We start from the raw sequence: 13,387 nt of genomic DNA, 5'->3' as shown, positions 1-13,387 counted from the left end.
CTCACTCGTCTCGTTCGGGCCAGCGATTTTCCGCCATCGCGAGGTTCAGAGCCAGCACGTTGACCACTGCCGGCCCTACCAACGGCGCTTCGAGGTTGGCCTGGATCAGCTGCTCCAGCTGTGCTGATGCCAGTCTACGGGCCGCAGCGACACGTGGCAGCTGGTAACGCGCCGCGGCCAAGGTCAAGTTCGGATCCAGACCGCTACCGGAGGTGGTGACCAGCTCCATTGGCACCGGCTGGTCGGGGGTGGCGTTCCAGCGGCTGGCGTTTGCGCGCACTTGTTCGAGCAGTTGCGGGTTACTCGGGGCCAGGTTGCTTGCGCCGCTGGCTACCGTCGCGTAGTCGGCGGCCGATGGCCGTGGCTGGAACCATTGCGGCCCATCGAATGGCTGCGCCAGTAGCGTGCTGCCTCGAACCTGGCCGGATGCGTCACGCACCAGGCTGCCGTTAGCCTGGTCGGCAAAGACCAGCTGCGCTACTGCAGTAACCGTCAAGGGATACAGGATCCCGGTAATCAGACTCATCAGTAGCAGCGCGGCGATCGCCGGACGAATGTGCTTGAGCATGTGTTATCTCCTGAGGTCGCGCCGATCCCGACGCAGCAAAGTCAGACCAGGCCGACCGAGGTGAGAAAAAGATCGATCAGCTTGATGCCCAGGAACGGGGCCACGAGGCCTCCGACGCCGTAGACCAGCAGGTTGCGGCGCAGCAGGCTGGCCGAATCCGCAGCCTTGACGTTCACCCCACGCAGGGCGAGCGGAATCAGCCCGACGATGATCAGCCCGTTAAAGACGATGGCCGACAGGATCGCGCTGGCCGAGCTGTGGAGGTGCATCACGTTCAGCGCCGAAAGCTGCGGATAAACGCCGATAAACAGCGCCGGAAGGATCGCAAAGTACTTCGCCACGTCGTTGGCGATGGAAAAGGTGGTCAGCGCGCCGCGGGTCACCAGCAACTGTTTACCAACCTGTACCACATCCAGCAGCTTGGTCGGGTCAGAATCCAGGTCCACCAGGTTCGCGGCCTCGCGTGCTGCCTGGGTACCATCGTTCATCGCCATGCCGACATCGGCCTGGGCCAGTGCCGGTGCGTCATTGGCGCCATCGCCGCACATGGCGACCATCTTACCTTCGGCCTGTTCCTGACGAATCCGCTGCAGCTTCTTTTCCGGCGTCGCTTCGGCGATCACGTCGTCGACCCCCGCCTCGGCCGCAATGGCGGCGGCTGTCAGCGGATTGTCGCCGGTGACCATCACGGTGCGTATGCCCAACTGGCGGAGCTCTGCGAACCGCTCGCGGATACCCGGCTTGACCACATCCTTGAGATGAATCGCGCCGAGTAAACGATCATCGGCACACACCAGCAACGGCGTGCCGCCGCTCTGGGCAATGGATTGGATTTCCCTCACCAACACCGGCGGCACCTGCTCGCGGTCGATGCCCAGATGGGCCAGCACCGCATCCACCGCGCCCTTGCGGTAGCGTCGTCCTTCGTGATCGGCGCCGGAGAGCCGGGTTTCAGCAGTGAACGGGATCGGGCTGATCTCCTCGCCTTTGGGTTCTTCCGCCGGCGACAGGGTCCGCAAGTACTCGACGATGGATTTGCCTTCGGCCGTGTCGTCAGCCAGGGATGACAATAGCGCCGCCCAGGACAGTTCGGTGGCGGTAACCCCCGGCGCCTTGACCATGGCGGTACAACGGCGGTTGCCAAAGGTGATAGTCCCGGTCTTGTCCAACAGCAGGACCTGCACGTCGCCGGCAGCCTCGACGGCACGCCCCGACTTGGCAATGACGTTGAGCCGCACCAGGCGATCCATGCCGGCGATACCGATGGCCGAGAGCAAGCCGCCGATGGTGGTCGGAATCAGCGTGACCAGCAGCGCCACCAGATAGACCAGTGGCAGGTCGCCACCGGCAAACCGGGCGAACGGCTGCAGCGTGGCAACCACCAGCAGGAAGATCAGCGTCAACCCGATCAGCAGCACGTCCAGGGCCACCTCGTTGGGCGTCTTCTGGCGCTTTGCCCCTTCGACCAGAGCAATCATCCGATCCAGCGTGGACTCACCCGGATTGTTGGTTATCCTCACCAGTAACCAGTCCGAAACCACCCGCGTATTGCCGGTCACGGCCGAGCGATCACCGCCGGATTCGCGGATCACCGGCGCCGACTCGCCGGTGATAGCCGCTTCGTTCACCGCGGCGATGCCCTCGATGACTTCACCGTCGCCCGGGATCAGCTCACCGGCCTCGACACGTACCACGTCACCGCGGCGCAAGTGGCTGGCCGGCACGCTCTGGTAGTCTCCCGACTCGGTCCGCAACCGGGCGGCGAGACCATCGGAACCGGCCTTGAGGCTGTCGGCACGGGCCTTGCCCCGGCCTTCGGCCAGTGCTTCGGCAAAATTGGCGAACAGCACGGTGAACCACAGCCAGAGCGCGTTCTGTACCGCGACACTGGTGCTCACCGCGCTGTCCGGCACCAGACACAGCGCCGTGGTCAGGATAGCGGTGAGCTCGACCACCAGCATCACCGGCGAACGTGCCAGACTGCGCGGGTTGAGCTTGACGAATGCCTGGCGCAACGCCGGTGTGCACAGCGCGGCGAACGACGTGGAGGTTGGCTGCTGGGCACTGTCGAGTGCCGTTTGATGGGTAGTCATCGTGACGATCCTCAGAGGCCTTGCAGAAGGGAGAAGTGTTCGGCGATCGGTCCCAGCGCCAGCGCGGGCAGGAAGGTCAACCCGCCGACCACCAGGATCACCAAAGTCAGCAGCACCACGAACAGCGGCCCGTGGGTGGGAAAGCTGTTGGCATCCACCGGCGCGCGGTTCTTCGCCGCTAGGCTGCCGGCAATTGCCAGCACCGGCAGGATGTAGCCGAAGCGGCCAAGCAGCATGGCGAACGCGATCATCAGGTCGTGATAGGTCGTGTCGGCGCCGAACCCGGCGAAGGCCGAGCCGTTGTTGCCGGTGCCGGAGGTGTAGGCATAGAGGATCTGACTGAGGCCATGTGGCCCCGGGTTGCCGATCGACGCTGCCGGGCCGGACAGGCTGACCCCCAGGGCGACCAGGACCAGCACGCCGACCGGCATCACCAGCAGTGTCGCCACCAGCAGCCGGACTTCCCGCACTTCGAGCTTCTTGCCCAGATATTCAGGCGTGCGGCCGATCATCAGGCCCGCCAGGAAAACTGTGATCAGGACGAACAGCAGCATGCCGTAGAGTCCCGCGCCGACGCCGCCAAAGATGATCTCGCCGAGCATCATGTTGACCAGCGGCACCATGCCGCCCAGCGGGCTGAAGCTGTCGTGCATGGCATTGACCGAGCCGTTCGAGGCCGCACTGGTGGCGGTAGCCCAGAGCGCGGACGCGGCGATACCCAGGCGGCTCTCCTTGCCCTCCAGCGAGCCACCCTGCTCGATTGCCAGGCCTGCCAGCGCCGGGTTGGGCTGATGCTCGGCCACCAGCGTGATGCCGAGCCCGAGGACGAACACCAGCAGCATGCAGCCGAGGATCGCACGGCTCTGGCGCAGATCACGCACGTAATGCCCGAACATGAACACCAGGGCCGCGGGAATCAGGATGATCGAAACCACCTCGAACAGGTTGCTCCAGGCCGTCGGGTTCTCGAAGGGATGCGCCGAGTTCACGCCGAAGAAGCCGCCGCCATTGGTGCCCATCTGCTTGATCGCGATCTGGCTCGCGGCCGGCCCCAGGGGTATGGTCTGGTCGGCGCCCTGCAGGGTCGTCACGTGGACGTAGCTAGCAAAGCTCTGTGGAACGCCCTGCCAGACCAACAACAGCGCCAGCATTAGGCTCAGCGGAAGCAAGCCGTACAGCACGGCGCGGGTCAGGTCGACCCAGAAATTGCCAACTTCCTTCGAGGAACGGCGCGTGAGCGACCGGCAGAACACCACCAGCACCGCCAGGCCGACCGCCGGGCTGATGAAATTCTGCGCGCCGAGGCCGAGCATCTGGCTGAAGTAGCTCAGCTGAGCCTCGCCGCTATAGGCCTGCCAGTTGGTGTTGGTGACGAAGCTGACCGCCGTGTTCAAGGCCAGCGGCCAGTCCATGCCGGCCACACCTTGCGGATTGAGCGGCAGGTTGCCCTGCCCCATCAGGATCGCGAACAGCGCCATCAGGCTCGCGGCGGTCAACGCCAGCAAGGCCAGGCTGTAGTGTTTCCAGTCCTGTTCTCGCTCGGGATCGATGCCGGCGGCGCGATAGCAGAGCCGCTCGACCGGCTCGAGCACCGGCGTCAGCCAGGTGCGCTCACCCTCCATGGCTCGGAACAGATAGCTCCCCAGCCAGGGCGCAGGTACCAACACAAGAGTAAAAAAGGCCGCGATCAGCCAGTAGTCGTTGGCGTGCATGAGCCCCCTAGCTGCGGTCGGCGCGAAGCAGCGCCGACGACAGGTAGAGGAACAGCACGATGGCCAAGCTCAGCGAGAGGCCGTCAAGGAAGGACATGGGAAAACTCCGTTTTACGCGTCTATGCGGTACGGAGATTGTCTGAGCGGGGGATGTAAAGATTCGATTGCAGAGGCACGCAAGTGGCGTAAAGAAATTGTATTTTTCGCCGGCTTGGCGGAGGTGGTTCGGTTGAACGAATCAGCATTCGACGCGGCCCTCAACACCGCGTCGAGCCCAGTTCGGTTACTCGGCCTTATATAGCTCGGGCAGCTCGTAACGCAGACCGTAGCGGTTGAACACTTGTTCGACGCTGCCATCCTCGATCAGCCCTTCCAGTTCACCTTCCAGCGCATAGGCCAGCTGACGGTTGGACTCGTGCACCGCCATGCCGAGATCCCAGGCCTGACGGCCCATGTTCGGGTAGGCGTTGTCGGCCGCTTTCAGATGTTGGTCGCCAGCCTGCTTGAGCATCCAGTCGATTTCGCCGCGCATGGCCATGGTCGCGTCCACCTCACCGGCCTGCATCGCCGAGAATGCGGCTTGCGCCGTCGGGTAATGATGGAGCATCTTGGCGATGCTGCCGTTGAAAACCGAGGATAGGTAGAACGAGGGCACGCTCTCGATTTCGACGCCAACCGGGTGGAAACGCAGCACACCGACGCTCGACAGTTCGTCCAGCCGTCGATCGTCGTACGCTGACTGCCAACGCTCGCGCTGATAGGGACCGAACATCACCACCTGTTCGTTGACCAGCTCGCCCACGTCATTGCGCTTGACGGCGTATTCACGGTCATAGGGCACACGAATCATCACGTCGGCCAGAATGTCCGGCCGCAGGTAGTGGCCTTTCCAGATGAAGTTGCGCAGGTCGTCATCCAAGGTTTCGCCGGGTGTGACCCAGAGCACCTCGACCTTCAGCCCGAGTGCCTTGGCCAGGGTATTAGCGAGATCCACATCGACCCCGCTCGGCTTGCCATTGTCCATGAAGCTGTAGGGCGGGAAGTTCTCGTACATCGCCACCTTGAGCACGCCCGAGGCGATGATGTCGTCGTAGGCGCGCACCTTCGTCACCCCGGCCTGCGCCAGCGCGCACCACAGCGACAGGCACAGGACAGCTAGCAACTGGCGCATGGCGATCACCGCTTGGCAGCTTCGCTTTCAATGTAGGTCCGGATCGCCCAGAGCGCTTCCTGGCTGAGGTAGTCGGCCATGCGCGGCATATAGACGGCGCCGTCACGAACCGCACCGTTGATCACGCGCTCCTTGAACCATTCATCTCCGTCGTAGCTGGCCTCCAGATCACGCAAGTCGGGTGCGATACCCCCTGAAATCGCCTCGAGACCATGACACCGAGCGCAGTTCTGGTTGTAGGCGGATGCACCGATCTCGACGGCCTTGTCGTGATCTTCGCTGGGCGCGCGGTAAGGATTCTCGTCGACCCACTCTTCGCCCAGGGTGGTCAATCCCTTGGTTTCGACTTTCTGTGGTGTTACGTCGCCGTGGGCCAGAGCCATGCCTGTAAAGCCCAGCAGACCAGCAGCGAAGAGAGCGCGCAGTGCGATTTTATTGTTCATGACTACCACCGTTAATTTCGAATACCTGAGCAAGGCAACCCCAGTCGGAGCGCATGGTGGTCATCTTGGAGTTTGAGCCTCAACGGCAGAATGGTGCTTTGGTTGCCTGCGCCTACTCCCTTGGTAGTAGGGCCTCTTGACGCCTTCGCGCAACACCGATGTAGCGGCTCGAAAACACAGGCTGATTGGGAAATTTTCCCTGAATCAGCGGGAGCTTTTCCGTATCAGCCGCCGAGGCCGCCTTCCAATAATCGATTCGCCTGGCCGGTCGCTCACCGCACACAACCGCATCGTGAGCGCAGCGCCCGGCCTCGTTCGAATCGACCAAGGGAAACCAACCATGACAACAAGAGCAACCCTGGGCAGCAGACGCCCTCTCGCCATTGCCGTGCTGGCTGCCAGCCTCACATCCACGGGTATGTCATATGCCAAGAACGTGACGTGGGAAGACATCGCCAACGACCACCTTTCGACCGGCAACGTACTGCAGTACGGCATGGGCACCAATGCCCAGCGCTGGAGCCCGCTGGCCCAGGTGAACGACGAAAACGTCTTCAAGCTGACACCCGCTTGGTCGTTTTCCTTCGGTGACGAGAAGCAGCGGGGCCAAGAATCCCAGGCCATCGTGCATGACGGTGTCATCTACGTGACCGGCTCCTACTCGCGGGTCTTTGCGCTCGACGCACGCACCGGCAAGCGCCTCTGGAGCTACGCGCATCGGCTGCCGGCCGATATCCGCCCGTGCTGCGACGTGGTCAATCGCGGAGCGGCCATCTTCGGCGACAAGATCTACTTCGGCACACTCGATGCGCAGGTGGTCGCGTTGAACAAGGACACCGGCAAGGTCGTCTGGAAGAAGAAGTTCGGCGATCACGGGGCGGGCTACACCATGACCGGCGCGCCGACGCTGATCAAGGACCAGAAAAGCGGCAAGGTCCTGCTGATTCATGGCAGCTCCGGTGATGAGTTCGGCGTCGTCGGCAAACTGTTCGCGCGCGACCCGGACACCGGCGAGGAAGTCTGGATGCGCCCCTTCGTCGAAGGCCACGTGGGCCGTCTCAACGGCAAAGACAGCACCCCGACCGGGGACATCAAGGCACCCTCCTGGCCCGATGACCCCAACTCGCCCACCGGCAAGAAAGAAGCCTGGAGCCAGGGTGGCGGCGCGCCTTGGCAGAGCGCGAGCTTCGATGCCGAAACCAACACCATCATCGTCGGTGCGGGCAACCCGGCACCCTGGAACGGATGGGCGCGCACTGCCGATGGCGGCGAACCGAAGGACTATGACAGCCTTTATACCTCCGGGCAGGTCGGTGTCGATGCCAGCACCGGTGAAGTGAAGTGGTTCTACCAGCACACGCCGAACGATGCCTGGGACTTCTCCGGCAACAATGAACTCGTCTTGTTCGACTACAAGAACAAGGAGGGAAAAACCATCAAGGCGACCGCTCACGCCGACCGCAATGGCTTTTTCTACGTAGTCAATCGCCAGGACGGTAAGCTGCAGAATGCCTTCCCCTTCGTGGACAACATCACCTGGGCCAGCCACATCGACCTCAAGACCGGCCGGCCGGTGGAGAACGAAGGTCAGCGCCCACCAAAGCCGGAACCCGGCGAGGCGCACGGCAAATCGGTAGAGGTTTCACCGCCCTTCCTTGGTGGCAAGAACTGGAATCCCATGGCCTACAGCCAGGACACCGGCCTGTTCTACGTTCCCGCCAATCACTGGAAAGAGGACTACTGGACCGAGGAAGTCAGCTACAAGAAGGGCAACGCCTATCTCGGCCAGGGTTTCCGGATCAAGCGCATGTACGACGATCACGTCGGCATTCTGCGGGCCATGGACCCCGCCACCGGCAAGGTCGCCTGGGAGCACAAAGAACCACTGCCGCTCTGGGCCGGCGTCCTCGCCACCAAGGGCAACCTGGTGTTCACCGGCACGGGTGACGGCTACCTGAAGGCCTTCAACGCGAAGACCGGGGAGGAGCTCTGGAAATTCCAGACCGGCAGCGGAATCATCGCGCCGCCGATCACTTGGGAGCAGGACGGCGAGCAGTTCATCGGCGTGACAGTCGGCTACGGCGGTGCGGTGCCGTTATGGGGCGGTGACATGGCTGTGCTGACCAAGCCGGTCGCCCAGGGTGGCTCGTTCTGGGTCTTCCGTATGCCTAAGTGGGAAAACCAGACCGCTCGGCGCTGACCCAGCCATCCGCTATAGCGATGACGGTGCGTCAGCAGGGTTGGCGCTCTCACGGCGCCCCGCCATCGCCCTGGCCATCGCGATAGATGGCTGCGCGTTTCCCTCGATGATTTCGGAGCCACCATGGACCTGTCCCGCTTTTTACTACTCACCGCGCTGCTCGCCAGCGCACCGCTGCAGGCTGACGACGAGCAGCCGCCGCTCATCAACGGTTGTGTCATCCAGCCAGAGAGCAAATGTCCCCGTGTCGATCTGCGCGGTGCCGATCTGAGCAATCAGGACATGCGCAAGATGGATCTGGCGGGGGCCGATCTCACCGGTGCCAACTTGCGCCATGCCAACCTCGATCTGGCCAACCTGGAAAAAGCCAACCTGACCGGTGCCACCCTCACCCGCGCCAGCCTGCAACAAGCCAACCTGCGCCTGTCGATCCTGACCGATGCCCAGTTGGTCGCCGTTCAGGGCTGGGGGCTGTTCGCCCAGGCCGCGCGCTTCGACGGCGCTAACCTGACCGCGGCGAACCTGGAATTTGCGCGCTTGAGCGGAGCGAAAATGCATGGCGCGAACCTTACCGCAGCCAACCTGGAGATGGCCTGGCTGAGCAAAGCCGATCTCGATCACGCTGATCTGACCGATGCCAACCTGCAGGAGGGCAAGCTTAACGACGCCAATCTCGCGAATGCGACCCTGACCGGAGCACGTCGCCACTACGCCACTTTCCAAGGCACCCATATGGCGGGCTGTCTCGATTGTCCGACCAACTGGGAGAAGTGATTGGATCGCGGTAATGATGACCGCTGCTTGAGCTTTAATGAATGCAACGCACGCCGCTTTCGCTGTGCGGATTAGCAGCTTTTTTAAGTGGAGTTCCCGTCATCATCCGCATCCCCCAAATCACCCAGTTCGACAGCCTGCCCCGCTTCGAGGGCCTTGCCTTGGATCGTATCGTCACCCCGGCAACACCCGAGGCGTTTCGCCAGGCAGTCGAGGAGATCCTCTGCCATTCGAAAATCGGTTTCGATACGGAGTCAAAGCCCACGTTCAAGGTAGGTGAGATTTCCAGCGGGCCGCACCTCATTCAGTTCGCTACACCGCAAAAAGCTTATCTGTTCCAAGTGGGCACGCCAGGTGCGGTCGAAGCCGCCAGGCAGGTCTTGGAAGCGGAGCAGGTGTTGAAGATCGGCTTCGGCCTCGCGTCCGACCGCAGTCGTTTGCGCACCCGGCTTGGGATCGAACTGCGGCACAGCCTGGATCTCGGCTCGACATTGCGCTATCAGGGCAAGAAAGGCCAGGTCGGGCTTCGCGGCGCCGTAGCGGCAGTGCTGGGCGTCGGCATCAGCAAGTCACGAAGCGTATCTACCTCCAACTGGGCGAACAACAATTTGTCCTGCGCGCAGCAGCGCTACGCCGCCAACGATGCTTATGCGGCGCTGATGGTGTTTCTCGCGCTGGAGATGCAATCGAACACATCGTGCTTGGTTCCCGTGACTCGGCCGCTGGAGACCAGTTGAGCAAGCACTCTGCCTGAAGTGGGCGTGCAACCCGCTGCTGCTCCTGACGTCTACTTGTGACAGTCCTAACGGAGGTAGATGTGGAAGGTATGTTTTTCAGCGGTTGGTCGACCCTGTTTCGAACCCTGGTAATCGGGGTATTGGCCTATATCAACCTGATCGTCCTGCTACGTATTTCCGGCAGGCGCACGCTATCGAAGATGAACGCCTTCGACCTGGTGGTCACGGTGGCGCTGGGCTCCACCTTCGCCACCATTCTGCTGAACCGCAACGTATCTCTGGCGCAAGGCACGTTGGCTCTGGCCTTGCTGATCGGTCTCCAGTACCTGGTGACCTGGTCGAGCGTCCGTGCCGGCTGGGTCCGCAAACTGGTGACCGGCGAGCCGGCGTTGCTGTTTTACCAGGGGCAGATGCTGAGTGGTGCGATGCGCGCCGCACGCGTGACGGAGGATGAGATCCGCTCGGCCATCCGTTCCAGCGGTTTCGCCGCAATAGGTGAGGTTGAAGCTGTGGTGTTGGAAACCGACGGCAGCTTCAGCGTGATGATGGCTGGCTCCGGCGACAATCGTTCCAGCCTGTCCGACGTCATGGCGCCCGGCCCGCGCGAGGTCGAGATCGGACCGGCCTAGATCCAAGTGCAAGCACGAGGAGGAAATATGCAGGTTCTGGTAAACATCGACGTCGCCGACCTGGATCGCGCCGTCAGTTTCTATCATGACGCGCTCGGCCTACAGCACGCGCGCACGCTGTTCGAGGGAACGGTGGCCGAGATGCTCGGTACCTGCTGCCGGCTTTACCTGATCGAACATGCCGAAGGCGAGGCCGCTACCGCCAGCCAGCAGGCCATACGCGACTATGGACGGCACTGGACGCCAGTCCATCTGGATTTTGTCGTGGACGGCATCGCCACGGCATGTGAGCAAGCGGTCGCCGCGGGAGCGCACCAGGAAACGCCCATCCGTGACTTCCCTTGGGGCAAGCTGGTGACGCTGAGCGACCCCTTCGGCAATGGTTTGTGCCTGATCCAGTTTCCCGGCGAGCCGTATGAATGACAGCGTGGCTCACCGACCATATCCCCAGCTACACTCGCCCGCTCCATCATCGTTCAAGGACAACGACCATGACCCAGCGGGGCAGCTGTTTGTGCAAGCGCGTGACATACGAAATCAACGGACCGCTGACCGACGTCCTTAACTGCCATTGCAGCATGTGCCGCAAGTTGCATGCCGCGGCGTTCCGCACCCGCGCGCGCGTGGCCAGCCGTGACTGGAAGACGCTGAGTGGCGCCGAGTCGATCAAGTTCTACGAGTCGTCGCCGGGTGAGCACAAGGCCTTCTGTTCGGAGTGCGGCTCGAGCCTGTTCACTCGTTTCGATGAGTATCCCGAAGTGCTTGGCTTTCCACTGGGAACGCTGGATACCGACCCGGGTGTGAAACCCACCCGGAACGTATACGTCGCGAACAAGGCACCCTGGTTCGATATCACCGACGACCTGCCCTGCCACGACCAGATGTAGCCACTGCGGCGCCTGCACCCATGGCGGCGAACGACAAGAAAGCGAAACGCCACCATTTCGCTACTACTCGCTGCAGCGCATCAGGTATCGTCCTCGCTTGAATTTCGCGAACCCTATGCCGGGTATCGATTTGCCAGAGGACGGCCCGATGTTCGCCTGCTTGAATTCAGGTTGGAGTGTTTCAGCCCCCGTACTGATGACCGTGCTGGTAGGCTTGGGCGTCACGCTGTTGGCGCGCTGGGTCGTGCATCAGCGTAGATTCGCCGGTAGCGCAGCCTTTGCCTGGCTGCACATGGCGATCCTCTGGTGGCTAGGCGCTGCAGCGCTCGAGATGAGCGCCCAGCAGCCGGACTGCAAAATGTTCTGGGCGAGCATGGCCTGGCCCGCGATTCTCGGTGTGCCCACCTTCTGGGCATTGTTTCTCTGGCAGTACGCCAACAACATCCATACCCGCCTCCGACCCATGTCGATTGTCGCCTGGTCGGTGATGCCGGTGGTGTTCTGGTTGATGTCGCTGAGCAACCCCTGGCACGGGCAGTTCTATGGCGTCGACAGTGCACCTATCTCTTCCGACCCCGGTGCGCCGATCGTCTACCGGCACGGCCCGCTGTTCTATCTGGCCGCCGCCTATGGTTATCCGTTCATGCTCTTCTGCATCGCTATCACGCTGCGCGCGGCCGCGCAGAGCAAGGGCTTGCACCGATGGCACTATGTGGTTTTCCTGGTTCTGACGACTACGCCCTGGTTAGCCAATATCGGCTACGTCGCCTTCGGCTGGGCGCTGTTCGGCTTCGACCCGACGCCGTTCAGCTTTGCGATCGCCCTCATCGGCTTCGGCTGGCTGATCAGCGGCTTGCGGCTGTTCGATCTGCTGCCGGTGGCACGCCACCTGCTGCTCGACGCCTTGATCGACCCGGTATTGGTGATCGATCCGCAGCGCCGGGTGATCGAGGTGAATCCTGCCGGACTCAGGCTGGTTAACCTGGAGCGCGATTGGCAAGGTAGCGCGCTGGTCGATTGGCCGCTGATCGGCGCAGAGCTGGACGGCATGCTACACCAGGCAGAGGCTGGCCACGCGCCGCAGCTGCTGAGCATCGCTGCTCGCCAGTACTTCGAGGTACGTGTGCGTGAGATTTCCCGGGTTTCGAGTGAAGGAACAGTCGTGCTCGGGCAGATGCTCTACCTGCGCGATGTCACCGAATTCCAACGCAGCCAGTCGCAACTGGCCGAGGCCCTGGCGCTTAGCGAACAGCAGCTGGAAACCATCTCCGGCCTGCACGAGACGCTACGCAACCAGGCGCTGCGCGACCCGCTAACCGGATTGTTCAACAGGCGCCATCTGCAGGATTTCTTCGCCCAGGAGCTTGCGCGTGCTCAGCGTGACGCTACCCCGATCGCCTTGGCGATGGTCGACCTCGATCACTTCAAGCGTTTGAACGACACCCACGGTCATGCCGCCGGTGACGATACGCTCAAGGGCGTTGCTAGCTTTCTGCTTGGTGCTTTGCGCGCGACCGACGCGGTCTTTCGCGTCGGTGGGGAGGAGTTTCTTCTGGTGCTGCCCCGCAGCCAGCCTGAAGAAGCACTGGAGAAGCTGACCCTGCTCTGCCAGCAATTCGCCGCGCTGTCATTGCAGACACGCGCAGGCACTCTGCAACTGACTATGTCGGTCGGCCTGGCGCATTATCCGTCACAGGCCAGCGACCTGGACAGCCTGATGCAGCTCGCTGACATCCAGCTTTATCGTGCCAAGGAGCGCGGGCGCAATCGCGTTGCGACCGCTTGCCTGGAGGCCCGGCACGGGGCTCAGTGACCGACCACCACTTCACTGATCTGCCTGACCGGTGTCAGATCGGTGTAGTTGGCGATATCGGCGACGATCTCCTCGGCATGCGGGCCGATTCCAGCCTGAAAGGCTTCCAATGATTCGCAGAATATGTGGCACATTGCGATATAGGGCGCCGGTATGGCGGACGCACCTGCAGATAGCGCCTTGTCGATCGTGTAGTACAGGCACGCATCGCCCATGCGGGCCTTGAGCAACGGTAGATGGGTGTCGCGGTAGTAGTCGTGATCGAATCGCGCACCGGGGGTGTTGGGGTACATCACGCTGACTTTAATCATTGCAACAACTCCTCGATTGCGGGCCTTCCCGCGATGACTGAGATCGCGA

The 13,387-nt window shown here is 62.3% G+C and carries 14 protein-coding genes; 7 read left to right on the top strand and 7 right to left on the bottom strand.

Features of this window, described 5'->3' with window-relative positions:
* Window position 1: 1 nt before the first annotated feature.
* From kdpC to pedF, 6 genes are all read right to left on the bottom strand, one after another.
* Window positions 2-568 carry a potassium-transporting ATPase subunit KdpC gene (gene kdpC / locus MCB86_RS01955; protein WP_239609411.1) on the bottom strand — a complete coding sequence of 189 codons (567 nt, stop codon included), beginning with the start codon at window positions 566-568 and terminating at the stop codon, window positions 2-4.
* A 41-nt stretch (window positions 569-609) separates the two neighbouring features.
* The gene (kdpB, locus tag MCB86_RS01950) at window positions 610-2,661 is read right to left on the bottom strand and encodes a potassium-transporting ATPase subunit KdpB (protein WP_239609409.1); all 2,052 of its coding nucleotides are present in this window, start codon (window positions 2,659-2,661) and stop codon (window positions 610-612) included.
* 11 nt (window positions 2,662-2,672) lie between these two features.
* Window positions 2,673-4,373: a potassium-transporting ATPase subunit KdpA gene (kdpA, locus tag MCB86_RS01945; RefSeq protein ID WP_239609407.1), complete on the bottom strand. Its 1,701-nt coding sequence runs from the start codon at window positions 4,371-4,373 to the stop codon at window positions 2,673-2,675.
* A 7-nt stretch (window positions 4,374-4,380) separates the two neighbouring features.
* Window positions 4,381-4,470, bottom strand: coding sequence for a potassium-transporting ATPase subunit F (locus MCB86_RS01940; RefSeq protein ID WP_239609405.1), 90 nt, complete (start codon window positions 4,468-4,470; stop codon window positions 4,381-4,383).
* 186 nt (window positions 4,471-4,656) lie between these two features.
* Window positions 4,657-5,544, bottom strand: a complete 888-nt coding sequence (locus MCB86_RS01935) for a transporter substrate-binding domain-containing protein (RefSeq protein ID WP_155397620.1) — start codon at window positions 5,542-5,544, stop codon at window positions 4,657-4,659.
* Between the two features lie 5 nt (window positions 5,545-5,549).
* Complete coding sequence (gene pedF, locus MCB86_RS01930) at window positions 5,550-5,987, bottom strand: cytochrome c-550 PedF (protein WP_045162000.1); 438 nt, start codon at window positions 5,985-5,987, stop codon at window positions 5,550-5,552.
* Between the two features lie 340 nt (window positions 5,988-6,327).
* Between pedF and exaA the strand changes: the two genes are divergently transcribed.
* From exaA to MCB86_RS01895, 7 genes are all read left to right on the top strand, one after another.
* Entirely contained in the window at window positions 6,328-8,187 is a 1,860-nt protein-coding gene (exaA, locus tag MCB86_RS01925; protein ID WP_045161999.1) for a quinoprotein ethanol dehydrogenase, read from the top strand.
* Between the two features lie 123 nt (window positions 8,188-8,310).
* On the top strand, window positions 8,311-8,961 hold the full coding sequence (locus MCB86_RS01920; RefSeq protein WP_045161998.1) for a pentapeptide repeat-containing protein: 651 nt from the start codon (window positions 8,311-8,313) through the stop codon (window positions 8,959-8,961).
* Between the two features lie 41 nt (window positions 8,962-9,002).
* Window positions 9,003-9,698 carry a 3'-5' exonuclease gene (locus tag MCB86_RS01915; protein ID WP_239609403.1) on the top strand — a complete coding sequence of 232 codons (696 nt, stop codon included), beginning with the start codon at window positions 9,003-9,005 and terminating at the stop codon, window positions 9,696-9,698.
* 80 nt (window positions 9,699-9,778) lie between these two features.
* Window positions 9,779-10,327 carry a YetF domain-containing protein gene (locus MCB86_RS01910; protein ID WP_045161995.1) on the top strand — a complete coding sequence of 183 codons (549 nt, stop codon included), beginning with the start codon at window positions 9,779-9,781 and terminating at the stop codon, window positions 10,325-10,327.
* A 27-nt stretch (window positions 10,328-10,354) separates the two neighbouring features.
* On the top strand, window positions 10,355-10,750 hold the full coding sequence (locus MCB86_RS01905) for a VOC family protein (RefSeq protein ID WP_045161994.1): 396 nt from the start codon (window positions 10,355-10,357) through the stop codon (window positions 10,748-10,750).
* A gap of 68 nt (window positions 10,751-10,818) precedes the next feature.
* Window positions 10,819-11,214, top strand: a complete 396-nt coding sequence (locus MCB86_RS01900; protein WP_045161993.1) for a GFA family protein — start codon at window positions 10,819-10,821, stop codon at window positions 11,212-11,214.
* 148 nt (window positions 11,215-11,362) lie between these two features.
* Window positions 11,363-13,027, top strand: a complete 1,665-nt coding sequence (locus tag MCB86_RS01895; RefSeq protein WP_239609401.1) for a histidine kinase N-terminal 7TM domain-containing protein — start codon at window positions 11,363-11,365, stop codon at window positions 13,025-13,027.
* Here the strand turns inward: MCB86_RS01895 and MCB86_RS01890 are convergent.
* Complete coding sequence (locus MCB86_RS01890; protein ID WP_045161992.1) at window positions 13,021-13,338, bottom strand: EthD family reductase; 318 nt, start codon at window positions 13,336-13,338, stop codon at window positions 13,021-13,023. The genes MCB86_RS01895 and MCB86_RS01890 overlap by 7 nt on opposite strands.
* Window positions 13,339-13,387: the final 49 nt, after the last annotated feature.

Origin of the sequence: Pseudomonas sp. KSR10, from assembly GCF_022355455.1 — a bacterium.
Classification (GTDB): Bacteria; Pseudomonadota; Gammaproteobacteria; order Pseudomonadales; family Pseudomonadaceae; genus Stutzerimonas; species Stutzerimonas stutzeri_E.
Note: the sequence above shows the minus strand (reverse complement) of the source record. Positions and strands in the feature narration are given on the sequence as shown.